The sequence below is a fragment of the Streptomyces kryoterrae genome (assembly GCF_054072135.1).
In genome coordinates this window covers 10016649-10039326 of sequence record NZ_CM133358.1, presented here as the reverse complement: position 1 = coordinate 10039326, position 22678 = coordinate 10016649, and the positions used below count along the sequence as shown (strand labels likewise).

The 22678-nt window shown below is 69.6% G+C and carries 18 protein-coding genes and 2 pseudogenes; 6 read left to right on the top strand and 14 right to left on the bottom strand.

Annotation, left to right across the window (positions count from 1 at the left end):
* From ACW4TU_RS44745 to ACW4TU_RS44715, 7 genes are all read right to left on the bottom strand, one after another.
* Window positions 1-1293 (bottom strand): hypothetical protein, encoded by a 1293-nt coding sequence (locus ACW4TU_RS44745; protein ID WP_457423243.1) that lies wholly within the window; start codon window positions 1291-1293, stop codon window positions 1-3.
* Complete coding sequence (locus ACW4TU_RS44740; protein ID WP_457423242.1) at window positions 1290-3650, bottom strand: protein kinase domain-containing protein; 2361 nt, start codon at window positions 3648-3650, stop codon at window positions 1290-1292. Before ACW4TU_RS44740 ends, ACW4TU_RS44745 begins: the two co-directional genes overlap by 4 nt.
* Window positions 3647-5554, bottom strand: a complete 1908-nt coding sequence (locus ACW4TU_RS44735; RefSeq protein ID WP_457423240.1) for an AAA family ATPase — start codon at window positions 5552-5554, stop codon at window positions 3647-3649. The genes ACW4TU_RS44740 and ACW4TU_RS44735 overlap by 4 nt, the downstream gene beginning before the upstream one ends.
* Window positions 5551-5826, bottom strand: a complete 276-nt coding sequence (locus ACW4TU_RS44730) for a hypothetical protein (RefSeq protein ID WP_457423238.1) — start codon at window positions 5824-5826, stop codon at window positions 5551-5553. Before ACW4TU_RS44730 ends, ACW4TU_RS44735 begins: the two co-directional genes overlap by 4 nt.
* 3 nt (window positions 5827-5829) lie before the next feature.
* A complete protein-coding gene (locus ACW4TU_RS44725; RefSeq protein WP_457423236.1) occupies window positions 5830-6486 on the bottom strand; it encodes a DUF6338 family protein in 657 nt (218 codons plus the stop codon).
* Window positions 6487-6496: 10 nt separating this feature from the next.
* Window positions 6497-9757, bottom strand: coding sequence for a CHAT domain-containing protein (locus ACW4TU_RS44720; RefSeq protein ID WP_457423234.1), 3261 nt, complete (start codon window positions 9755-9757; stop codon window positions 6497-6499).
* Window positions 9758-10097: 340 nt separating this feature from the next.
* Window positions 10098-11816 carry an ISAzo13 family transposase gene (locus ACW4TU_RS44715; protein ID WP_457423232.1) on the bottom strand — a complete coding sequence of 573 codons (1719 nt, stop codon included), beginning with the start codon at window positions 11814-11816 and terminating at the stop codon, window positions 10098-10100.
* A gap of 36 nt (window positions 11817-11852) precedes the next feature.
* Between ACW4TU_RS44715 and ACW4TU_RS44710 the strand changes: the two genes are divergently transcribed.
* From ACW4TU_RS44710 to ACW4TU_RS44700, 3 genes and pseudogenes are all read left to right on the top strand, one after another.
* Window positions 11853-12017, top strand: coding sequence for a hypothetical protein (locus tag ACW4TU_RS44710; RefSeq protein ID WP_457423230.1), 165 nt, complete (start codon window positions 11853-11855; stop codon window positions 12015-12017).
* A gap of 59 nt (window positions 12018-12076) precedes the next feature.
* Window positions 12077-12199: pseudogene (locus tag ACW4TU_RS44705) on the top strand (fumarylacetoacetate hydrolase family protein); the annotation flags it as partial.
* A gap of 107 nt (window positions 12200-12306) precedes the next feature.
* Window positions 12307-14460, top strand: coding sequence for an acyltransferase family protein (locus tag ACW4TU_RS44700; RefSeq protein WP_457423228.1), 2154 nt, complete (start codon window positions 12307-12309; stop codon window positions 14458-14460).
* Between the two features lie 39 nt (window positions 14461-14499).
* Here the strand turns inward: ACW4TU_RS44700 and ACW4TU_RS44695 are convergent, their stop codons facing one another.
* A complete protein-coding gene (locus ACW4TU_RS44695) occupies window positions 14500-14997 on the bottom strand; it encodes a DUF1877 domain-containing protein (RefSeq protein WP_457430611.1) in 498 nt (165 codons plus the stop codon).
* A 144-nt stretch (window positions 14998-15141) separates the two neighbouring features.
* On the opposite strand from ACW4TU_RS44695, the pseudogene ACW4TU_RS44690 reads away from it, so the two are divergent.
* A pseudogene (locus ACW4TU_RS44690) lies at window positions 15142-15328 on the top strand (IS630 family transposase); the annotation flags it as partial.
* A 36-nt stretch (window positions 15329-15364) separates the two neighbouring features.
* Here the strand turns inward: ACW4TU_RS44690 and ACW4TU_RS44685 are convergent.
* A complete protein-coding gene (locus tag ACW4TU_RS44685) occupies window positions 15365-16351 on the bottom strand; it encodes a hypothetical protein (protein WP_457423226.1) in 987 nt (328 codons plus the stop codon).
* 39 nt (window positions 16352-16390) lie between these two features.
* Window positions 16391-16903: a peptidase inhibitor family I36 protein gene (locus ACW4TU_RS44680; RefSeq protein ID WP_457423224.1), complete on the bottom strand. Its 513-nt coding sequence runs from the start codon at window positions 16901-16903 to the stop codon at window positions 16391-16393.
* 252 nt (window positions 16904-17155) lie between these two features.
* Between ACW4TU_RS44680 and ACW4TU_RS44675 the strand changes: the two genes are divergently transcribed.
* Window positions 17156-18166 carry an ArsR/SmtB family transcription factor gene (locus ACW4TU_RS44675; RefSeq protein WP_457423222.1) on the top strand — a complete coding sequence of 337 codons (1011 nt, stop codon included), beginning with the start codon at window positions 17156-17158 and terminating at the stop codon, window positions 18164-18166.
* 781 nt (window positions 18167-18947) lie between these two features.
* Here ACW4TU_RS44675 and ACW4TU_RS44670 read toward each other — a convergent pair.
* On the bottom strand, window positions 18948-19076 hold the full coding sequence (locus ACW4TU_RS44670) for a hypothetical protein (protein WP_457423220.1): 129 nt from the start codon (window positions 19074-19076) through the stop codon (window positions 18948-18950).
* A gap of 438 nt (window positions 19077-19514) precedes the next feature.
* On the opposite strand from ACW4TU_RS44670, the gene ACW4TU_RS44665 reads away from it, so the two are divergent.
* Complete coding sequence (locus ACW4TU_RS44665) at window positions 19515-19892, top strand: hypothetical protein (protein WP_457423218.1); 378 nt, start codon at window positions 19515-19517, stop codon at window positions 19890-19892.
* A gap of 278 nt (window positions 19893-20170) precedes the next feature.
* On the opposite strand, the gene hypE is transcribed toward ACW4TU_RS44665, so the two are convergent.
* The 3 genes from hypE to ACW4TU_RS44650 are packed head-to-tail and all read right to left on the bottom strand — an operon-like array spanning window position 20171 to window position 22675.
* Window positions 20171-21250, bottom strand: coding sequence for a hydrogenase expression/formation protein HypE (gene hypE / locus ACW4TU_RS44660; RefSeq protein ID WP_457423216.1), 1080 nt, complete (start codon window positions 21248-21250; stop codon window positions 20171-20173).
* Window positions 21243-22373, bottom strand: coding sequence for a hydrogenase formation protein HypD (gene hypD, locus ACW4TU_RS44655; protein ID WP_457423214.1), 1131 nt, complete (start codon window positions 22371-22373; stop codon window positions 21243-21245). The genes hypE and hypD overlap by 8 nt, the downstream gene beginning before the upstream one ends.
* Entirely contained in the window at window positions 22370-22675 is a 306-nt protein-coding gene (locus ACW4TU_RS44650; RefSeq protein ID WP_389349590.1) for a HypC/HybG/HupF family hydrogenase formation chaperone, read from the bottom strand. Before ACW4TU_RS44650 ends, hypD begins: the two co-directional genes overlap by 4 nt.
* Window positions 22676-22678: the final 3 nt, after the last annotated feature.

The window sequence follows — 22678 nt, the reverse complement described above, 5'->3', positions numbered from 1 at the left end:
TCACTGCCCCAACTGCCCGGCCTGCGAGCCGCTTTCGGAGCGGTACCGCTCCTCGTCCCTGGTGCGTCCGGTATGCGCGACGGGGGTCGGACGGGCGCCGGGGGCGGTCAGCGAGTGGACGTCCACCTGGACGCCCTCGTCGGCCAGTTGGGCCCGAAGGTCCTCCAGAGTCCCGCACCACTGCTCCTCGCGCTCCACATCGGCCCGCCGGCCCGCCATGCCCTGTGCTCCGTCGGTGCGAACGACCACGGCACGCAGCTCCCGCTCAGCGTCGTCGAAGACCAGGCGTACCTCGTGCTCCCGCCAGGAGGCGTGCGTGACGGCGAAGGCGCCCTGCTCGACCGTGACCGTGGAGAAGTCCCCGCACAGCTCGTACCCCATGTCCTCCAACGACTTGAGCAGTACTTCCCGGACGTGATGCCGTTCCGACGCGTCGCGCACGGTCTCCGCCCAGCGCACCGCCTCGGCCCGCAGCCGCGGTTCGAGGGGGCTCTGCGCCCTGACGACGGCCCGTAGTTGCTCACGCAGCGGCTCGGCCGTCTTGTCCTGGACGTGCCCGAGCACCTGAAGGAAGGCCGCGGCGGCCCGGGCGTCGGCCATGCGGTGCTCGGCCGTGGCGCGGGCGCCCTCGACGCGGGAGCGCAGATCGTCCAGTCGGTTGCGGGCCTCGGTCGGGGAGGCGGCGGCGCTGACGCGCGCCGCGGCCGCCGTGATCTGCAGGCGTTCGTCGTGGGAGACGGCCGGGGTCAGACGGCTCAACACCCGTTCCGCCGCCTCCCGTTCGGCGATCAGGCGGTCCGCAGCCGACACCCGTACGGACTCGCCGTGCGCGGCGGGCGGCGCACCGGGGGTCGCCCGGTCGGGGTGGCGGCCGAGCGGCGGTCCGGAGGCCAGCCAGGCCGCCGCGCGCTGTGCGTCCTGGTCCAGCAGGGATCCATCGGCCTGCGCGAGGGACCGGTCCGCGGCGGCGCACCACGCCTTCAGTTCCTCGACGCTCTGCCGGAACAACACCAGCGGGTCCGGCAGCCCGTCCGCCGTGCGGCCGTACGCGCCGAGCGCGGCCCTGGTCACCTCGATCCGGGCGTTGCGGGCGAGCACCTCGGCAGCGGCCCGCTCCCACACCGCTTCGGCACACCGCTCGCGCTCCCAGTGCTCGCGGCGCTGTTCGAGGACTGTGCCGACCGAGGTGAGGCCAGCGGACACGGCGATGGACACGGCCGCCCCGGCGGCGTACCCGAGGACGGCGCCGACCGCGAGCGGTGCCGCGATCCCGATGGCGGAACCCCCGCTCACTGTCCGTTCACCACCCTCGTGTGGGCGGCGGCGTACTGGTTGGTCCACAACTTCCGCCGGTGGGAGACGGACCGCAGGTGGAGGAGCAGAAACGGCACGTAGGCGAGCGCCGGAAGGCCCACGAGGGCGCTCAGGACGCACGGTGCGGCAAGGATCAGCAGGCAGCCGAACCCCGCGCCCCGGGGGCGGCCCGCCCTGAGGAATCCGGCGCCGGCCTGGCTGAACAGGGTGTACCCGCGGCCGTATTCGGCGCCGACCTGTTGGGCGAACCCGATCTCCAGCCAGAACTGGACCACCAGGCAGATGAAACCGACGACCAGGCACGCCACCGCGGACGCCACCAAGTCGAAGACCCCGCCACCGAGCACGGCGAGGAAGACCATGATCAGCCCGTAGCCCGTCAACGGGCCGAGCGCGCTTCTGGTGGCCGCCGCCACCGCGCCCGGCGAGACGCGTTGCGCCTCCATGTGCTGCCAGCGGACGATCCGTTCCTGGTGGGCCGCCTGGGCGGCCGCGTTCTGGCGGTCGGTCTGCTCGGCCTGGGCGAGCGCCGCGGGGACCAGTTTGCGTACCGTCGCCAGCGCGGCCGGGTCGCGGCCGGCCTGGTGACGCGCCATGGCGAACCAGGGCACGGTGGTGGCGGTCCGTGCGGACACCTGATCCAGCTGACCCACCAGCCGTGCGGTGTCCACCTCGGTGCCGAGGAGCAGGCTCAGCAGCGGAGCGATCGCCGGTCCTGCGTCGGCGCCCGCGGACAGGCCCTGCTGGGCGGTGGCGGGGAGCTGTGGCCACAGCCAGGCCAGGATCTCGCGGCTGCGGGATTCGGCCGCGCGCCAGCTCGCGTCGATGTCCCGCAGCTCCGCTGCCCCTTGATATTGGGCCAGCTCCGTCAGCAACTGCTGCTGCCAGAGCGCTTCCACGAGCCGTACGTTCTCGTCGTCGAGGCGCTGCGCGGCGGCGGCCCGCCTGGCGATGGCGAGGAGGTTCTCCCGGTCGATGGTCAACCCCCGGCACTGGGGCGGTGTTCGGGGGTTCAGCACGCGCAGGAGGCGTATCAGTCGGGCGTCGGGGCCGAGCGCGGGGTCGTGCAGTTCGTGGTCGACCAGCTCCTGCAGGGCCTCGATGTCGTAGGTGTCCGGTTCGTCGAACTGCCTGAGCCACTTGCGCAGGGTGCGCCATCCCTCGGACGGCTGGTGGGCGGGCCCCATGTCGGTGAAGAACCTGCGGGCCGCGGCCTCCCAGACGCCGGGCCGGGTGAGGGCGGCGGCGAGGTCCGAGGGTTCGGTGTAGCGGACCGAGAGCAGCACCAGGGGCTGGATGGGCTTGGTCCGCGTGGGCGGCGCGGGCAGGGCGACGGGGACGGCGACCGCGGGGCTGCCCCCGGCGAGCCAGCTCGTCACCTGGGACGCGCCCCACCGGTCCTCCGGGTCCCGGGTGAGCAGGCCCGCGCACAGCATGCGCAGGCGCGGGTCGGCCACTCCGTCCAGGTCGATGTCACGCAGCATGACGGCCGCGTCGATGGCCGGCTGTCCCATGTCCTCGAAAGGCCTTTGGCCCAGCAGGAGTTCGCGGGCCATCATGCCCAGCGCCCACCAGTCCCTGGCCCGGGAGGTCTGGCCGCCGCTGCTCAGCAGCAGCTCGGGCGCCAGGTAGGCGAGGGTGCCGGCCGCGGTGGCGGCGGCACGGGTCTGGTCCAGGACGCGGCTGACGCCGAAGTCGGTGAGGGCGAGGTCGAGCGGATCGGTCGAACGGACCAGGACGTTCTCGGGTTTGAGGTCCTGGTGGATGATGCCGACCTCGTGCAGCGCGGACAGCGCGGAGGCGATCTGCCGTACCATCTCGGTGACCATGGCCTCGGTGCCGGCGGTCCGTAGCCCGACGAACCGGGCGAGGTTGCCGCCGGGGACGTACTCCATGAGTTCGTAGTCCCGCTGTCCGGCTTCGCCGGTCTCCAGGATCCGGACGACGTACCGATGGTTCAACTGCGGGATTTTCGCCCACACTTCGCGGGAGGCCTGGCGGCCCGCTCGGCGGTAGATCTTCGCGACGAGTTGCCGGGAGTTCTCGTCGGCGACGATCAGCAGGTTGGCCTCCGCGCCCGCGGCGGGGAGTTCCTCCAAAAGCTGGAAACGGGCGGCCAGTTGTCTGGGCAGGACGGTCAGCATCTCCTGCCGCTGCGCTGCCTCCTCCTCCCGCACGGGCGGTGTCCGCGGGGCGGGTTCCGATTCGAGACGGGTGCGCAGGGCTTCCGCGGGGGCCGTGACGGTCGATGGGTCGTGTTCGAGCCGGGTCCGCAGGGAGTCGGCGGGTTGTTCCAGGCGCGTGCGGAGCGGGTCGGTGGCGTCTTCGGGCCTCATCGCAGGGTCACCTGCCAGCCTGTCGCCGCGTGCGTGACCTCGCTGATGCGCTGCTGGGACGCGGGCTGGTAGCCCTGGGCGAACAGCGCGCGGGCCAGCGGGTTGATCAGCGTCGTCTCCAGGATCGATCCGATGCCACGACCGCCGAAGGTGATGTCGGCGGTCGCCGCCTTCCGCAGGGTCTCGCGGGCCTCGGGGGCGATGGTCAGGGTGACCTTCCGCTCCTTGGCGACCAGGCCGAGGATGCGCCCCAGCAGAATGTCGAAGATCTCGTCGGCGGCGGACGGCCTGATGAAGTTGAAGACGACGATGTTGTCGCCGAGCCGGTTGAGCAGTTCCGGCCGGTCGAGTTCCTCCGCGATGTGTTTGCGTACGGCCATGGAGACCAGGCTGACGAGTTCGTCCCGCGAGTTGTCGGGGGTGACGTTCTGCACGAGCATGCCGCGTTCGTCGAGCACCGACATCCCGAGGTTCGAGGTGAAGACGAGGACGGCCTCGGAGAAGTAGACGGTGGAGCCGGTGCTGTCGGTGAGCCGGCCGTCGTCGAGGATCTGCAGGAACTTGTCCAGGATCTGCGGGTGCGCCTTCTCGATCTCGTCGAACAGGATGAGGCTGAAGGGCCTTTCCCGTACGGAGTTGGTGAGTTCACCGCCTGCGTCGTGTCCGATGTAGCCGGGAGGCGCGCCGATCAGCCGGGCCGCCGAGTGCTCCGCGGAGAACTCCGTCATGTCGAAGCGGATGTACGCCCGTTCGTCGCCGAAGATCAACTCGGTCAGCGACTTGGCCAGTTCGGTCTTGCCCACCCCGGTGGGTCCGGCGAAGAACAGCACTCCGCGTGGCCGGGAGGCGTTGGACGCGGCCTGTGCGCCGGACAGGCCCATGACGGAGCGGATGATGATGTCGACGGACTGCTCGATGGCCTCGTCCTGGCCGCGCACGCGCTCACGGATCCGCTCGGCCGCGGTGGTGAGACGTTCCCGGAGGAAGGGTTTGCTCCACGGGTTGTCGGAGATGCCGACCCGGTAGCAGCGGGCGGCCGCCTCGATCGAGTCGACGGAGCCCTCACGCGTGCGGGCGAGCCGGATGATCTCCATCATGCTGCGTACCGTCAGCGATTCGGTCTGTTCCGCGAACTGGTAGGCGATGTCGTCCTGTTCGTCCCCGCCGAGCAACTGCACGGAGAGGCCCTGGGAGAGCAGTTCGGCGGCCACCTTGCGGTCACCGAGGTCCGGCAGCGGAATGGCGATCCGTCTCACGGCCATGGAGTCCGCGGTGAACCAGGCCGGAATGTCACGGTCGTTGTTGGCCACCCACAGCACGGGGTTGTAGCGCGGGGTCGTCCCCCGGTCGCGTACCGGTTTGGAGGTGTGGGACAGCTTCTCGCAGGCGGAGAAGAAGTAGTGCTCCTCGGGCGAGAGTTGGCGGACGTCGCGGACCAGCCGGGACGCGTAGTCCACCATGACCGCGGCCTTGACGTCACGGCTGCCGGCCACGGCGCGCAGGACTCCCAGCAGGGCGTCGAGGCTCAGTGGCCGCCCGTTGCCGACCGGCACGGAGGTGAGCGCGGCGACTCTTTCGAGGACCTCCTCGTCGTGCGCGGGCAGCACATGGAGTCCGTCGACGGGGTCGGCCACGAGCAGGAACGAGTAGCCCAGCGGCTTCATGAGCCACCACAAGGCCTCCCGGATGTCGGGCAGTTGCCACGACTCCCCCTGGGGGACCAGATAGCTGTCCCGGATGTTTCCGTACAACACGAGCTGGGGGTTGGTCAGAAAGCAGGTGCCTGTCTCGCGGAGCCATGCGGGAACGTGTCGGCCCTCGTAGGCGTCGGCGGGGTCCACCTGGGCGGCGGCGTGCGCGCCGGTGGGCTTGTGGAACGAGGGCAGTTCGGGAGCGGTGCTCATTCGTCCGCTCCTTGGTCGTCGGTGCCGTCCTGGACCGCGGGCGCGGGCACGGCGGCTGAATCGGTGATCGTCATGGACGACGGCGGCGCGGGCAGGTCTGTGGCCAACGACCCCTTCGCCATGTATCCCCCTCGCCGACGCACGGTGCGTCGACGCCGGACCGGCGGAACCTCAGCCTGCGGTGCCCCCTCCGGCTGTTCCCTCCCCTGCTGTTTCTTGCCCTGTTGTGCTTTCTCCTGCGTGCGCCCGGCTTCCGCCGTCTCGTCGCTCATCTCTTACTCCCCCTCGACGGACATGACTTCGGCGTACGCGATTTCCTCCCACCGCATCAGTACGCCGACCCCCCTGAACTGCGGCCGCCCCTCCACCATGCGGATCCGGCCCGACGCCGGATCGACCTCCACCGTCTCCGCCAGATAGATGTCCTGGTCGTGCGGGAACCCGGAGGCGTACGAGTGTGGGCCCCTGCGCGCCGGTGCGAAGGCGCCGGCGAACCAGCCGTTGTCCCCGCCGCTGGGATCCTTCAGCCGGATCCGCAGCCATATGCTGCCCTCGTGCGAGAAGACCTGGTCCCAGGCCCGGGGCGCGGGCGCCGGGCCGGTCAGCCAGCGGGTCCACGGGCGCCGGCGTCGGGTCGCGACACCGACCGCGTGGCCGAGCGCGGCGGGCACGAGTGCGTAGACCGCGACGACCGGCCATATCAACCACGGCGATACGTCGGTCCGCAACACCCCGTGTCGGCTCTGCTGCACCAGCCACCAGGTGACCGGCGCGAACGCCAGGTGGAAGAGGACCGAGACACCCAGGAAGCGCAGCACCCGGTCCGAAAGGTTCACGCCCCAGGCGCCCGCCTGCTTCTCCAACTCCCAGGTGTACAGCGCGCCGGGCACCACACCGAGCAGAGTGGCGAGCAGCGCCTCGAACGAGCCCATGGCCGCCCCCTCAGATCCCCATGCAGCTGAACGCCGCCCACACCAGCGGACTGCTGTGGTCGCGCCGGCCGGCCCACTCGGGATCGTCGCCCGACCCGATGTCCACGGATTCTTCGGGGGCGAAGTCGGCGAGCTCGGGGAACGCCACGTGCTTCTGCTCGTTCGTGCTGTCCCTGAGCCATGCCATGGCCGCACCGACCGCGGCCGGCAGGTTCATCCCCTCGCCGAGCCAGTGCCGGTAGGTCTCCGCCATCTGCGCGGCGGCGGGCGCGTCCTCGACCGGCCACTGCGAGGCGATCACCGCCCCGAACCCGGCCTGCATGAACCCGGTGGCGAGTCCGACGACCTCGTCGGGCAGGCTCTCGTCCACGTGGCCGCTGTCGCATGCCGACAGCACGGCGAGCCGGGCCGTCACGGCAGGCCTGGCGAACATGTCCCGCACGGTGAGCCGTTCGCCGCCGGCGAGGCTGAGTCCGGCGTCGAGCGGACGATCGGGCTGCACCTGGGCATGGCAGGCGAAGTGGCAGATGTCGGCGTCCTCCAGGGCCAGTTGGACGTCCTGCCGGGTGGCGGTCACGCCATGCAGCTCACGGACCCGCATCTCGGGCGGCAACACCCCGCGCACACGCTGGATCTCGGCCACGGCGCCCGGCAGCGGCGGCCCGTCGAAGGGCTCCGGGTCGCGCACCGCGAGCAGACGGTTCACCGGTGTGTGGTGGGTACGGGCGACCGCAACGCTCAGGGTGCGGGCGCTGGGCGCGGTCGCGATCGGTACGTCGTCGATGACGTAGCGGCGTCCGGTCGGCGCCTGCGGATCGGGGCGCGCGGCGGCGTGCAGCGGAACCATGCCGAGGAGACCGTCGGGTATGAGGATCGCCGAGGTCCCGGTCCCGACGGCGCCGACCACGGCCGACATCACCGACTTCCAGAGCCCACGGACGAGTTCGTCCATGCGGCGCTCCGCTTCGTCCAGGTCGCGGTGTGTGACGGCACCATGCAGAGCGGCCAAGGCTCTCCGCTCGAACTCCGGGGTGAGTTCCGGCAGTTCGACCGCGCGCACCGACCGGTTGTCGGCGTCGCCCGCGCTGCCCGAGGTCCCGGGAACGAGCACCGCGATCCCACCCCGCTCTGTCGCCGCCAGGTAGACCAGAGTGCTGCGGCAGGCGTTCGCCGGTTCCGACAGATCCGCCACCGAGGGCGGACGCAGGAACGTCGTGAACCCCGGCAGTTTGCGGATGTCCCGGACGACGTCGTCCCATGTGCGCAGTCGTTCCCGGTACGCCTCCCGCAGGCCGTCGACCACCGACATGCCCTGCGGCCCCGCGAGCAACTGCCGCTCCAGTTCTCCCAGTTGTTGCGAGGCGATACGGAAGCGCGCCGACAGATTGCGGTACTCGCTCGACAGCAGCCTCAGCAGATCGGGATGCTCGCGCTGCATGACCTCGGCGAGCATCACCGCCCGCCCGGTCTCCAGCACGGTGGCGGCCGATTCCGCGTCCCCCGTCGCCACTAGTGCGAACGCGGTTCGCGCGGCCAATCCTTCGGCTTGTCGCAGCGCAACGGCCTTGTCCTCCCTGCCCAGTTGGAGAGCCGCGATGTCGTGGAGCTGCCGGAGTGCGATCCGGCCCGCCTCGGCGACTTCGTCCAGTCGGCCGCGCCGCCACGTCGACCCGAACCAGCCGCGTGCCGCGAGGAACACGGCCGTACGGTCGGAGTCCTCGGAGTCGCGGCAGATCTGCCGGCACAGCTCGGAGGCCTCCCGCTGGTGCTCGGCCATCTCGGTCGTCTCGGCGCGCACCAGCAGGATGTCCGCCAGGGTGCCCAGCGCCGCAGCACGCAACGGCGACCCGGCGGGTATCTCCTCGACGGCACAACGTGCCGTGTCCGCAGCCGAGTTGAGGGCGGTCGGGTCGCCCGTCGACCGGCCGTTGATCAACTGACAGTAGGCGAGCCGCAGTCGCACGCCGATCCTGGACCGGTAGTCCAGACCCACGTCGTCGAGGGCATCGTGCATGAGCCGTTCGGCCGCGGCGGGATCCTCGCCGTGCCGAACCGGGTCCGCCACATAGCGGTCCAGCAGCAGCATCCCGCTGAGCGCGATCGCCGCCGCCCGATGCTGCGCGGGGGCGCTCTCACCGGTCTGCTCCCGCAAGAGGCCCAGGGCACGGGTCAGATCGGCCGTCCCGGCTTCGGACACCGACTCGAATACGGCCATGGGTCCGGCCTCGGATCCGGCTGGACCGTCCGGACGGACTCCGTCCCGGCGAGCGTGATGCCGGGCCGCCAGAGTGAGCGCCAGATTGATCACAAGCATGCCGCGCAGCATGACGTCGTCACCGCACTGGTCGAGCGCCTTCTGCTGATCACGGATCGCCTGATCGACATCCGCCTGGCGCGCGTCGGACAGATATCCGAACAGTGCGACGGTGGCCTGGACGTCCGAGCCGATCGCCGCTGCCGCCCCCATCCGAGAACCCGGCGCGACGAATTTTCCGACCGCCCCACCGCCCGCTCCCTCAAGCCCCGCAACTGAACTGTCGGGCACTTTTCCGAGCGCGGAGGCCCGGGCCAGATCGGCGGGATCTCCACGATCCATATGGCGCAGGACCAGAGCCTGCGAGAGATGCGTGGCGGCCCATTCCGCCCGTTCGACAGGTCCGGAATCCGAGGTGCGCCGCAGGAGGTCGTCGAGAATGGCGATGGACTCGTCGAGCCCGTTCGGGTCGGGCCGTACGACCTGGTGCCGGGTCATCAGCAGCACCGCACGGTTGCCCAGGAGAGTGTCCTCGAAGCCGGCGGGAGCGCTGGTCGACCGCGCGCCGCGCACGGAAGGCAGCGCCCACACGGCCTGTTCCAGCAGCGCGTCCGCTTCCTGCAACAGCTCAGCCTGACCGCTCAGGGTAAACAACTCGTAGAGACCTTGGCCGAGTTGACCGGCCGACACAGCCCAGTCCGCGGTACCGGGCCGCGCCCGGGCGAGTCCCGTGCGCCACAGCGTCACAGCGGCGTCCAGGTCCTCGCGGGTCCGGCGCGCCGCCAGCATCATCGCCAGGTTCGCCCGCGCGGTCCCCTGCTCCGGATGCCCCGTCGGCAGCAGCCGCAACACCGTGCGCAGGTGCTCGATCGCGGCGTCGAGATCCAGCTGATCGCCCCGGCATCGATGCCGGGAGTAAAGGGATATCGCGAGATTACCGAGGGCCGTGCAACGCGATTGGAGGTCGTTGCCGGCGAGACGCAAGGTGCGTAAGTCCGCGGCGACTTCACGTTCCACCTCATTGCAGGGAACGAAGTCGTCACGCGGACGTATCTCACCGAATGCGCGCACGCCATGTCCCCCGATTTCTTCATGACCAAGCGACGACCAGGCAAGAATTCAGGCTACTGACCTATTCAGGGCCCGGGAACAGTAAGTCCGTTCATGACCGCTTTTGCCGCAAAGAGGCCACAATTAGGACGCCGATGACCGCCGCTTCGGTGTGGTCGCCGTCCACCTGACCGACGTCACGGAGTGTGCCTTTGTCAGTCAGCGCCCGTCGCTCGCTGTGGTCGCGACGCTTGCACTGCGGCCCGTGTGTTCCCCAAGTCCGGGCAGGCTTAGGGCTCGCAGAGAATCAACATGCGGGTTTGATCTCCTTCAGGGAGTGGGTTCCGTACTGGTCGAGGTGGGCGGCCACGTCAGTCGGGGTGCGGAATCTGGCGGTTGAGGGGTGGATGGCGTGATCGTGCTCGGCCAGTAGCGGGCGTGCTTCCTGGACGGCCCGTGTGAGAGTGCTTCCGGTGACGCCGAAGAGCCGGGCGAGCAGGTCATGGGTGCCGATCTTGCGGAGGCAGAGCACGGTGGCCAGGATGCGGTCTGCGTCGGAGAGCTTGTCCTTGGCGCCGGCACCTCGCCTCCGCCGGCGCTCGCCGCCCCGGTGCTCGTGGCGGGTTTGCTCGCGTCGTTGCGCGAGCGCGGGGAGCAACGCATGCACCAGAGAGTCGAGTTGGGCAGCGGTCATGCCGGTCAGCTCCGGGTCGCGGAGAGATTCGGCGTCAACGCCGTCCGGGGGCGCGGCCGGGCGGGCGGTTGGGGCGATGGCGGCATCCGGTTCTGTCTCATGGCGTGGGGCTGGGAGAGAACCGGCGGGGCGGAGCGTGTAGTTCCAGTCGCCGTGGAAGCGGTGTCGGCTCATTGCCAGTGCGTCGATCTCGGCGTCGGTGACCTTCACGCCGGTGTCGTAGGTGCCGGCGTCGAGCTCGGCTTCGACTTTCAGACCGGTGCGGGTGGTGGTCGCCGCGATGCTGTCCACGATGACTTCATGGCTGGTCAGCGGTCTGCCGCGCCAGTTCATGGTGATGTGGGAGAACAGCCGGTGCTCGATCTTGTTCCACTTCGAGGTCCCGGGCGGTAGGTGACAGACAGTGATCTGCAGGCCCGTCCCGGAGGCGAGAGCGGCCAGTTCACTCTTCCAGGCCCGGGTGCGGTAGCCGTTGGAGCCGCCCGCGTCCGCGGTGATCAGAACACGGGTGGCGTGCGGGTAGTCGTGTCGGCCACGAGCCTGCCACCAGCGCCGGATCGAGGCGACAGCGAATTCGGCGGTGTCGTGGTCGGTGCCGACGTTGACCCAGCCGGTGTTCGCCGCGAGGTCGTAGATGCCGTAGGGGATCGCCTTGCCCGGTCCCTGCCGGTCCAGGAAGTCATGCGTTTTGACCAGCACGGGTTCGCCCGCGGGCCGCCACTGACGCCCGGCGTTCTTGTAGTCGCCGACCAACTCCTTCTTCTTGGTGTCCACGCTGATCACCGGGTCCCCGGCACGCATGTGTTCCCGGGCCTGGTCGTTGATGTAGCGGAACTGGGCATCACCGTCCGGGTGTTGTGCGCCCTCGATGGTCTTCGCGTTGGCCTGCAGGCTGAAGCCCTCCTCCCGGAGCAGGTCCCCGACCGTGTCCGCGCTCACCTTGTGCCCCTGGCGGGTGAGTTCGGCGGCAAGGTTCCTCGTCGACTTGGTTGTCCAGCGCAGTGGCGATATCGGATCCCCGCGTACGTCCGGCTCGACCAGTGCGAGCAGGGCCGGCCGCAGCCCCGGGTCCACCTCGGCGGCCTTCTTGCGCCCGCCGCCGGGACGGCGAACCCGCCCCAGCGGTCCCTCACCCGCCTCCAACTCGTCCACGCCCTTGCGAACCGTGGTCTCGCTGACCTGAGCCGCCTGCGCGACCACTCGGACACCACCGTGCCCCAGGACCCGGGCCTCGGCTCCCATCAGCAGCCGGCGCTGCCGCTCGTCGAGATGCGGGAACAACACCCTGAACTTGACAGCCAGTTGATCACGCGTCGCGTCAGGGATGCCCATACCAGGTGAACGAGCCCGGATGCGTGAAGCAACACGTTGAATTCTCTGCGAGCCCTAAAGAGGGCACGGCCGTGGACCGCGCCCGAGACCGCCGTCTTCCGCCGCGACCTCGCCCGCACCGACCGGCGTGTGCACACCGAACTGGGCGGCGGGGACCGGCGCCTGGCTGTACAGCGCGACAGCGAACGCGCGGCCGCCTGATCCGAACCGGTCCGCCGCATCGCCCCTAGGCTCGTCATCACCGCTCATCGACGCACAACCTCAGCCAGTTCATGACTCCGCACCCCGGGGACGTCATCAACACCGGCACGCCGGCGGGTGTCGCGCTGGGGCGGCCCGAGCCGAAGCCGTTTCTGCGGGCCGGGGACGTCGTAGAGCTGTAGATCTCCGGACTCGGGCGGCAGCGGCAGGAGTTGAAGGACGCGTAGCGAACGGGAGAGGTGTGGCGTGAATCACTGAAACACCCGCTGTCCTGCGGACAGTTCCAGGCATGACGCACCCTCCCACGACCGACGGGCCGCCCCGGGACACGGCGCCCGCCCGGCGGCCTGACGGATCACCACCTGACGGGCGCCGCCTCACCGCGAGGCGGCCCGTCCGTTCGTCGAAGCCGCCCCTCCGGCCCGACATCCAGGGCCTGCGCGGCCTGGCGGTCACGCTCGTCGTGCTGGCGCACGCCGGAGTCCCGTATCTCGTCGGCGGCTACGTCGGGGTCGACGTCTTCTTCGTGATCTCCGGATTCCTCATCACCACGGGCCTGCTCCGGGAGGCCGACCACGCCGGATCGCTCTCCCTGCGGCGCTTCTACGCCCGTCGTGCCGTGCGCATCCTCCCGCTGGCCACCCTGGTGTCGCTGGTCACCATCGCGGGCTGCCGGCTCTTCGCCTCGAAGATCCGCTACGCCGAGTTCATGCACGACGCGATGGCTGGCGCCCTGTACTTCGTGAACTTCACCCTGGCGCGGTCGGGCACCGACTATCTCCGCGAGGGAAGCTCGCCGTCGCCCTTCCGGCACCTCTGGTCACTGTCCGTGGAGGAGCAGTTCTACCTCCTGTGGCCCGTACTCCTGCTCGTCAGCTGGAAGTTGATACGCCGTCCATGGCTACGGGTTCTGCCGTTGGGCGTGTTGTGCCTGGTGTCGTACGTCCTGGGTGTCCGGGCGACCGGAACCTCGCCCTCCTGGGCGTACTTCGGTCCGCACACCCGGCTGTGGGAGTTGGGCGTCGGAGCCCTGCTGGCCTTCGGCGCCGGGGCACTTGACCGCCTGCCGCGTCAACTGGCCACCGCGAGCGGGTGGTTGGGGCTGGTCGGCATCGCCGCGGCGGCGACCCTGTACGACGCCGACACTCCCTTTCCCGGCCACTTCGCACTGCTACCCGTCCTCGGCGCGGCCCTGGTGATCGCGGGCGGCTGCCGGGCCGCGTCCCCCTCCACCACCTCCCGGCTGGTCGGTCTGCGTCCCGTGGCCTGGCTGGGCGACCTGTCGTACGGCTGGTACCTGTGGCACTGGCCGCTGCTGGTGATCGGCCCCGCGGCCCTGGGACGCGCGGCCGGGCTCCGGTTGAACCTCGCGCTGTGCGCGGCGGCCCTGGTCCTGGCCTGGGCGAGCCTGCACCTGGTGGAGAACCCGATCCGGTTCAGCGCCTCGCTGCGTCGCAGACCTACGACGGCGGTGGCCCTCGGCCTCGGACTGTCGGCGACCGTCGTGTCCGTCGCCCTCGTCTCGACGTCCTTCCCGCCACCGATCAGTTCCACCGTCCGCGTGCCCGGGCTGGCCGAGGCCCTGTCGACGGCACCGGACCCCGAGTCCCGGCTCGCCGACCTCATCGCCGGGGCCGCGACCGGGCTGCCGCGCAACCTGTCACCGTCGCTCGCCGCCATCAAGACGAAGCGCTCGGCCGTCTACCGCGACAACTGTCACGTCGACTACACCGGTACCCGCTCGCCCGCCTGCGTCTACGGCGACTCTTCCGCCACCAAGGTCGTCGTCCTCTATGGCGATTCTCATGCCGCGCAGTGGTTCCCGGCGCTGGAGCAGCTGAGCCGCCGGTACGGCTGGAAGCTGGTGTCGCTGACCAAGTCGTCCTGCAAGACGGCCGACATCACGACCGTCAACGGCCATGGCCCGTACACCTCGTGCGACACCTGGCGAAAGGATGCGCTGGCGCGGATCGCGAGGTTGCACCCGATGCTGGTCGTGGCCTCCTCCTCCGAAGCGGCCACGCCGCTGAAGCCGATGCGGAACCCGCTGCGGGACTGGACGGCGGGCTACGCACGCGTCTACGAGCGGCTGGCCCGCGCCGCGGACCACTTGGCCGTCCTGCTCGACACCCCGTGGCCGAACGGCGACCCCGTCGAGTGCGCTGCGACGCATCCCCTGCGCCTGGAGGAGTGCGAGCCGGACCAGCGCGACGCGATCAAGGACCCCACCCTCCGGGAGGCCAACCGGCAGGGCGCACTCCGTGCCGGTGCCACCGTGATCGACCCCAAGCCCTGGCTGTGCCCCCGCTCGGGATACTGCCCAGTGGTCGTCGGCGACACGTTCGTCTACCGCGACGAGAGCCACATGGCGGAGACCTTTGCCGGGGCGCTGGCCCCGGTGTTGCAGCAGGAGTTGGGGAAGGTAGGGCTCGTCGGAGGGTGACCCCGGTTCAGCCCAGCAGTGAGGCCCTGAAGTCATGGGTCAGTCCCACCAGAGCACGAGGAGAAGGTGCCGTTGGGATGCAGCAAGGTAGAACTCGCGCAGGGCGTTGACGTGCCCCAGCGGGTAATTCCTCGGGCCACCGACGGTCTTGTCTGCTCCATGACCGATCAAGGAAGCGGCCTCGCTGTCTTCGGTCGGCAGGCCGGCCAGAATGCCCAGAAAGTCGATTTGACCGAGCAGTTCCGAGACGCGGGCCACTTGAGCCGCGGAAAGGGCGGTGGGAGGCGGTCCGAAGGGACCAATGGCATGCGGGTGCGTGTCGAGGAAGCCCAGATCGATGACCGAGTCCCCCTCGGTGGCCTGCCGAAGAGCATTCAGGTGGACGCTGTCGAGACCTGCCCGCTCGCAAACCCGTTCCAACACGGTCAGCGCCCAGTCCAGGTCCAGGACGTCCGCCGACGGCGGATCCCCGTTGGGATCTCCATCGGTTGATGTTCCGGCTGACTGGCGGCAGGCGGCGAGGCAACAGGGCGTCATCCCGCACAAGCCGAGGCGCGGCAGGTCAGCACCACGGTGCCTCAACTCATCTGGGGCTTGGCAATCGCTATTGCCTGTGGAAAGGCGATGTTCCGGAGGTTCACAAGTACTGCTGGAGCCAATACAGGATGAGTCCGGCCGTGCCCCAGCTATGCACCCGACCTCAATCCGGCCGAGTTCATCTGGTCGTTGCTCCGGCGTGGCACTACCGCCAACGTAGTCTGCCTCGACCGCGACCACCTTTGTCCAAGCAGTCCGCAGCGGCCTGTGCCGCATCCAACGACGCACCGACCTCATCGAGGGTTGCCTCGCCGAAACCGGCCTCTCGCTCAACGCGACAACTGAACAGAAAGGTCAATTGGACCAGTTACCCGAGTGGGCTTTCTGCGTCCTGGTCGAGCAGGGCAGCAGCCCGTGTCAGGGCCTGCCGCCGGTGCTGCCAGACCTCTTCCAGGCGGGCCCGCGTCTGTGCGGGCTGGTGTCGCAGGAAGGCGTCGCGTTGCGTGACGCCCGTACGGCGCAAGTCGCTTTCCGCGTCGCAGCGTTGATCGGCCGCAGCGGCAGCGCGCTGCTCGTGCGCCAGCATCGAGGCGCTCGCACCCTTCACGGCCTCGGCCTGAAGGCCCTGAATCAGCGCGGCGGGCGTCTTCGCTGCCCGGCCGGCGTCGGCCATGCAGCGCTGCCATCGCCTCAGGGCCGTCTGGTACGAGGGGGCGGTGGCCAAGTACCGCTCGAGGAGCTGGTCGACGTCCTGCGGTACGAGCGTGTCTTCGAGCGCGGCCCGTACGGTGCCGTACAGCCGGGCCCGAGCCCGGGCCACGCAGCCGCCTGTGGCGTAGGACCCACTCGCACCGCTGGGCAGGGTCAGCGCTGCCACCTGTTCGGCGGGGCCGTCGAGTGCGGCCGTGTAGCGGGCCTGGTCTGTGGCGGACAGGGAACGGACGTATCGGTCCTGGGCCGTGGGGCCGTTGTTTATGCGGTGCAGCGCTGTGGAGATGCCGTAGCCGGGCGCGGATCGGGAACCGATCGACTCGGCGGTGGTCGCCCCGGCCGGTGGCTGCGGGCCCACGCTCGTGACCAGGTAGCTCACTCCCCGGTCGCGCATGCAGCGCTGGGTGAGGATCTGCAAGGCGCCGAAGAGCTGCCAGCGTTGGCGCTGGGCGGTGGCGTCGTTGGTGAGGACGGCAGCGGACTGACCGAACTCCCGCGCCGACGGCGCCGCCTTGGCAGGTGCCGCCGTGCCCGTTGCGGTGCACGCGGTCGCGGCGACGCAGACCAGGCCCACCACAAGGACCAGCAGGGCCGGCAGGCGTGTCGGTGTGCGCCCGACGCAGCGGCGCGAGAGCTCTGTCATGGGTGATCGCCTGTCATCCAGTGACCGGAGAGTGCCCGGTCAGCAGGCCGAGGTCCAGTAGTTGCTGCTGATCGAGTCGTTGAAGCTGGTCGAGGTTCCCGGCCAGACGAGGTTCGCGAAGTTGCTGTTGGACCAGTCCTTGGGCAGGCAGGCGGAAAGCCCGGTGTAGCCCGTGCCGCTCCACACCTCGACGCCCAGGCCGCTCGAGCCGTGGTTGTAGCCCGAGGAGGCGCAGTCGCTCCAGGTCCCGTTGGCGCAGGCGGAGTGGGCGTAGGCGCCCCAATTGGTGTTGCTGCCCGAGAACTTGCCCGGCCCGCCGCTGTAGCCGGAGTTGACCCAGAAACAGAAGTAGGTGCTCGGGCAGTCCCCGATGGCCTGCGGGGAGAGCGCGGCGGAAGCGGTCCCCTGTACCGCTTGCGGAGCGGCGGCGGCCAGCTTGCCGGCGTGGGTGGTGTGCGCGTCGGCGGCGAGGGCGTTACCGGGGAGGGCGAGGCCGAGGAGAGCGGCCAGGGCGGTGGCGGCGAGTGCCGCTGCCAAGCGGAAGGATCTCATGCGGTTTCCCTCTTTCTCGGACTTTTCGTACGTGGATTTTATTTATGCGTTGCCATCCTGTTGCCCTTGCGTGGCATTACGGGAAGACGATCTCGCCTCTCTACTCGCTGCGCCTTTTGAGAGATGGCGAAATTTACTTCCCTGAGCTCGTGGGGCGATTGCAACGCCGGTGAGCGATATTGCCAACCGGGGCTTGAGTTGGCCATCATGTTTCACCGGGATGAAAAGCCCCAGGTGCAGAGGGGGAACCAGGTGCTCCGCATTCACTTCACCGACGTGGACCTGGCGAGAACGACGGTCGCCGCGCGGTGCGACCCCCTCTGGGAAGTCGCCATGAGCCTGCACCGGTTCCAGACGCGGTCCGGCCGCTGGGCCTACGCGGACTGGTACCGCGCCACCCGCCTCCGGCTCGGCGAACAGCAACTCGGCCACCTTGTCCGCGAGATCCTGGTGCCGCTCTTTCCGCGTGCCGCCTACTTTCCGGACTTCCTCACGCCCCGGACGGCGGTGAGCGACTGCCTCGATGCCGGACTCGATAATGTCATGGCCACGCCACGTCAGCGGGTGCTTGACGAACTCGCTCTGCTCGACCGGGTCGCGGGTGCTCCCCCGTGGGCGTGGCGGCTGGCCGGAACGCGGGAGCGCGGAGAGTTCGTGGAGGCGGTTCGCGTGTACTACGCCGCCGCCGTCGCCCCGGTGACCGATCTGATGCAGAAACGTGCGCAGGCTGAACGATCGGCACGCACCCGTGACCTGCTGGACGGCGGGGTCCAAGGGATGCTTGCCGGGCTCGGGCCCCCTATGCTCTGGCAGCCGCCGGTCCTGACGGTCCACTACCCGGCCGAGGACCGGGACCTCTACCTGGGCGGCCGAGGCCTGCGTCTCGTTCCATCCCACTTCTGCTGGCAGAGTCCCGTCGCCCTCGCCGACCCAGAACTGCCGCCGACCCTGGTCTACCCCATGCTGCACGAACCGACGGCTCCGACCTCGACCGCCCCGCTGAGCGCCCTGCTCGGGCGCACCCGGGCGACCGTCCTGTGGGTCACGGCCGTGGGAGCGGGCGCCACCACCTCCGAGATCGCCCGCGCGGTGGGGATCTCCGCGCCCTCGGCCAGTAAACACGCGGCGGTGTTGCGAGAGGCCGGGCTGCTCGTCAGCAACCGCCATGCCGTGCACGTCCTGCACACGCTCACCCCGGCGGGCGCGTCACTGCTACGTGCGAGCCGGGGGCGCCAAGAAGGGCGCCCCACACAATTGCCATAGGCGACATGTGCATTTCCGTCGAATCGAAGGACGCGGCGGGGCTCCGCCGTCGTACAGGGTGGGGCCGGTTGCTTTCCCGGCTATTTGGGTGGCGGATTCGCCGGGATCGGGTGGTCGAGAATTCCCCATGCCCCGGTAAAATCGGCTAGTAACCCTGCCTCGCGGGCTGGCGATGCGTCCCCCGGTGCTCCCAGTGAGCCTGGCGGTGACCTTCCTTCGCGGTATGCCCAAAAATTGACCAAGGGCCGGAACGAACCGCACTGACAGGACGCTGAACTCCCGCATGAACGGGGTCTGTTCCCGCGGCCACGTCAGGTTCCGGCGAGTGAAGTTCACCTATTCCGTGATCGGCATTGGCGCTGCCCGAAACCGCGCACGCCCGAGTCCGCGGACCGGTGGACCTGGCTCGTCATCGCTGCCCACACCCAGCTCCGGCTCCTCCGCGCAGCTGCCAATCTGTACTGGCCGGCCTGGACGCCGACAGCCCGGTGGAGCTTCACCGCCAGGTCCGCGCCCTGGACCGGCTGCCGTGAACCCGGGCCTGGCGGCCGATCGGGGAACGCCGATGGAGCGGACGCCGTCAGTCCTGCTCGCCGCTGCGCAGATCACCTCTTTGGCGGGAGTTTGCGAAGACGGCTGTACTCCTTGGCCAGCTCGCCTCGTGAAGGGTGCGCCGCCCGGGCTCTCGCCGGGTGCGTCGTAGCCCCATGCCACAGTCCGGGCAGGTCACCTCGCGCACGCGCCACGGTGGAAGCGCTCCTCCGCCGAGCCGGGCTGGCGGTCAGATGCGCCAGGAGCGGATCCGGTCAGCCATGTCGTACCCGTTGGCGTGGCCGGTGTCGATGTCGCGGGCGAGGTCGATCAGCGAGCCGTACGGCCCTGTCCTCCTATGACTACGGCGAACGGACATGTAGCGCTGTGTGACGCTCGGAGCTGGATCTGGCGCGAGCGGCGACGGTACAGCGGTTGGCGATAGCGCCAGATCCGCTCCGAGGTCGGCTTATCAGACTTCTGTCACCTGACGGCCCACCAGGGTGGTGCCGCAGTAAGAGCCGGATTTACTGCGGCAAAGCCCCTACGGTGATCACCGCGACCTGCGGCGGGCTGTCCGGCCGCCGGGGCGAGGTGTACGCATTTACTGCGGCAGTGTCGGAAGAGCAGGGTGTGGGCATGACGGGGCCTTGACCCATTTCGAGAAACGCTCTGCCGTGCCTCCTGCCACCAGCTTCGGTGGTCGAGCCAGCAACGGCCAGAAGATGCTCAAAATATCGCAAGGTGGAATGATTTACCCATGATAGGTACGCGTGCCCCGGCGTACCCCACTGACCATGAAAAGGCAGATCGAACCATGTCGAAGAAATCACGTTCGTCCGAGCCACCGCATGGAAAGGGCCCCGGTCGTCATCATGGCCCCGGGGAGCACGGCTGGTCGCCAGACGTGGATGAGACACGTCAGCAGGACAACCCGAGCGCCCACCGCTCCTTCCATCCGGCTGAGCACGCCGACGAAAGAGGCCGGGGCCGGACGAAGTCCCCGGAGGAGTCGAAGTCCGTTCCAGGCGACACAGCCAAGAGTCTCGGTACAAGGGGCGAGAAGTACGGCGACACGGACGAGAAGGGCAGACACGACACCGGACGCAAGGGCCGCTCCCAGCGCCCGAGCGGCACCAAGGACGCTTCTGCCACAACCGGCGTGGACCCACAGGACCCGCCGTCCGGGCGTTGATCGACCCGATAGGTCCTGTCCGGCGGATCATGCCGGAGACCCGGCGGCCTGGCGCGCCGACCTGCGGCGTTCTCATCTATTGCCCGCACCGCGTCGCCGCCACGCTCGAAGCAACCTCGTGCAGGGGCACCCTCATGCCCCGAGCGGGGGCGCCGCCACGCCCCCGCTCGCCTCTACTGAAGAGGCACCGCGGGTCTCCTCCGACCTGATCCGCCGGACAGGCCGTGGCTGTCCGATCGTCGCCTGTACGGCCGCCTCTTCGACGCGCCAGGCCCGTGTCAGCAGATCCGCGGCAGTTGCTCCCCGATCGGCAGATCGACCACCCGAGTTCCCCCCAGGCCGGTCCGGGCCACGACCATGCCGGGATGCGCCTCGACGGCCTCACCGATGATCACGGAGTCCGCGCCCAGTGGGTGAGCTCGCATCGCCTCCAGGACGGCGTCGGCGTTCTCGCGGGGGACGAAGGCCACCAGCTTGCCCTCGTTGGCGATGTACATGGGGTCCAGTCCGAGAATGGCACAGGCATTGGCCACGGCCGGCGGGACCGGAACGTCGCGCTCCCGGATGACCACCCCTGTGCCGGAGGCCTCCGCGATCTCGTTGAGCGTGGCCGCCAGGCCGCCTCGGGTGGGATCGCGCAGTACGTGCAGATCCGGGGTGACGGCGAGCATGGCGTCGACCAGCCCGCCGAGCGCCGCACAGTCGCTCTTGATCTCCACTCCGAATTCCAGGCCCTCGCGAACACTCATTACCGCCACCCCGTGGACACCGATCGCGCCGCTGACAATCACGACGTCGCCAGGGACGACCCGCTGAGGACGCAGATCGACACCCGCGGGGACGAGACCGATGCCCGCGGTGTTGATGTAGATCCCGTCGCCGTGACCGGCCTCGACCACCTTGGTGTCGCCGGTGGCCACCTCCACACCGGCGGTGCGCGCGGCCGCGCCCAGCGCCTCGGACACCCGTGTGACCACGTCCAGCTCGATGCCCTCCTCCAGGATGAATCCGCAGGAGAGGTAGGCGGCACGGGCGCCGCTCATGGCGAGGTCGTTGACGGTGCCGTTGACCGCCAGATCGCCGATGCTGCCACCGGGAAAGAACAACGGCCGCACCACGTAGGAGTCGGTGGAGAACGCAAGCCGGGCACCGCCGAGGGAGAGGACGGCGGCATCACCCATCTGGGCCAGCACCTCGCCCCCGAAGGAGGGCGCGAAGATCTGCTGGACCAGTTCGGCGGAGAGGACTCCACCGCCGCCGTGGCCCATGACGACGCGGGGCAGGTCGCGTACCGGTGCCGGGCACGTCCACCCTTCGAGGTCCAGGGCGGGGACGGGGAGATCGGTGGTGTCAGACAACGGGGCTCGCCTCCCGAACCGTCGTGGTGGTGGGCATGTCCAGACGCCGGTAGAGGTAGTACGCCGCGCAGGCGCCCTCGCTGGAGACCATGGTTGCCCCCAGCGGAGTGCGGGGGGTGCACAGGGTGCCGAAGGCCTCGCACTCGTGCGGTTTGAGCAGCCCCTGCAGGACCTCTCCGGCGCGGCACTCGGCGGGTTCGGCCGTCCGGATTCCGCTGACCGAGAAGCGGTGCTCGGCGTCGTGGTCCCGGTACTTCGACGACAGCCGCCAGCCGCTGTCGGGGATCACCCCGATACCGCGCCAGGCACGATCGGTGACCTCGAAGACGTCCTCCAGCATGGCCCGGGCGGCCGCGTTGCCCTCCGGGCGGACGGCACGGGCGTAGGCGTTGTCGACGGTGTGTTCACCGTGTTCCAGTTGACGGACCGCCCGGCGTACGCCTTCGAGGATGTCCAGTGGCTCGAAGCCCGTCACGACGATCGGGACACGGAAGCGCTCCGCCAGTTCCGGGTACTCCCCCACGCCCATCACGCTGCAGACGTGCCCGGCCGCGAGGAAGGCCTGTACCCGGCAGCTCGGCGACGACATGATCGCCTCGATGGCTGGGGGTACGCGGACATGGGACACCAGCATGCTGAAGTTCTGGATGCCCAGTTTCCGGGCCTGATGGACCGTCATGGCGTTGGGGGGTGCCGTCGTCTCGAAGCCGATCCCGAAGAACACCACCTCGTGGTCCGGGTTCTGCTGCGCGATCCGCAGCGCGTCGAGCGGCGAGTAGACGACGCGCACGTCACCGCCTTCCGCGCGGACCTGGAACAGGTCCCGTCCCGTGCCCGGCACGCGCAGCATGTCACCGAAGGAGCAGAAGATCACCTCCGGCCGGGAGGCGATCTCCAGTGCCTTGTCGATGACCTCCAGCGGGGTCACGCACACGGGGCATCCCGGCCCGTGGATCAACTCGACCTCCTTCGGGAGGAGTTGGTCGATGCCGTGCCGGATGATGCTGTGCGTCTGTCCTCCGCACACCTCCATCAGGGCCCACGGCCTGGTCACCGTGGCGTGGATGTCGTCGAGGAGCCGTCGCGCCAACTCGGGGTCCTGGAACTCGTCGATGTACTTCACTGGTTGCGCACCTCTTCCACCGGGTCCACGCCCGCCTCCGCCGCCGCCGTCTCCCAGGGGTCGCCGAACTCCTCCTGCAACAGGCCGAGTTCGGCGAAGAGTTCAAGCGTCTGGCGCGCCGACTCCTCGTCCAGCCGTTGCAGGGCGAACCCGACGTGGACGATGGCGTACTCGCCGACCTGAAGGTCGGGCAGGTACTCCAGGCACACCTCCTTGACCACGCCGCCGAAGTCGACGGTGGCCATCCGGGTGCCGTCCCGTTCCTCGATGTCCAGCACTCTGCCGGGTACCGCCAGGCACATGAG

What these genes read in the sequence shown, in the direction of transcription:
- ACW4TU_RS44725 (WP_457423236.1), bottom strand. Translation starts at nt 6,486, where the DNA reads ATGGGCTCGTTCGAGGCGCTGCTCGCCACTCTGCTCGGTGTGGTGCCC.
- ACW4TU_RS44740 (WP_457423242.1), bottom strand. Translation starts at nt 3,650, where the DNA reads ATGAGGCCCGAAGACGCCACCGACCCGCTCCGCACGCGCCTGGAACAA.
- ACW4TU_RS44650 (WP_389349590.1), bottom strand. Translation starts at nt 22,675, where the DNA reads ATGTGCCTGGCGGTACCCGGCAGAGTGCTGGACATCGAGGAACGGGAC.
- ACW4TU_RS44695 (WP_457430611.1), bottom strand. Translation starts at nt 14,997, where the DNA reads ATGACGCCCTGTTGCCTCGCCGCCTGCCGCCAGTCAGCCGGAACATCA.
- ACW4TU_RS44730 (WP_457423238.1), bottom strand. Translation starts at nt 5,826, where the DNA reads ATGAGCGACGAGACGGCGGAAGCCGGGCGCACGCAGGAGAAAGCACAA.
- ACW4TU_RS44735 (WP_457423240.1), bottom strand. Translation starts at nt 5,554, where the DNA reads ATGAGCACCGCTCCCGAACTGCCCTCGTTCCACAAGCCCACCGGCGCG.
- ACW4TU_RS44685 (WP_457423226.1), bottom strand. Translation starts at nt 16,351, where the DNA reads ATGACAGAGCTCTCGCGCCGCTGCGTCGGGCGCACACCGACACGCCTG.
- ACW4TU_RS44715 (WP_457423232.1), bottom strand. Translation starts at nt 11,816, where the DNA reads ATGGGCATCCCTGACGCGACGCGTGATCAACTGGCTGTCAAGTTCAGG.
- ACW4TU_RS44665 (WP_457423218.1), top strand. Translation starts at nt 19,515, where the DNA reads ATGTCGAAGAAATCACGTTCGTCCGAGCCACCGCATGGAAAGGGCCCC.
- ACW4TU_RS44700 (WP_457423228.1), top strand. Translation starts at nt 12,307, where the DNA reads ATGACGCACCCTCCCACGACCGACGGGCCGCCCCGGGACACGGCGCCC.
- ACW4TU_RS44680 (WP_457423224.1), bottom strand. Translation starts at nt 16,903, where the DNA reads ATGAGATCCTTCCGCTTGGCAGCGGCACTCGCCGCCACCGCCCTGGCC.
- ACW4TU_RS44670 (WP_457423220.1), bottom strand. Translation starts at nt 19,076, where the DNA reads ATGTCCGTTCGCCGTAGTCATAGGAGGACAGGGCCGTACGGCTCGCTG.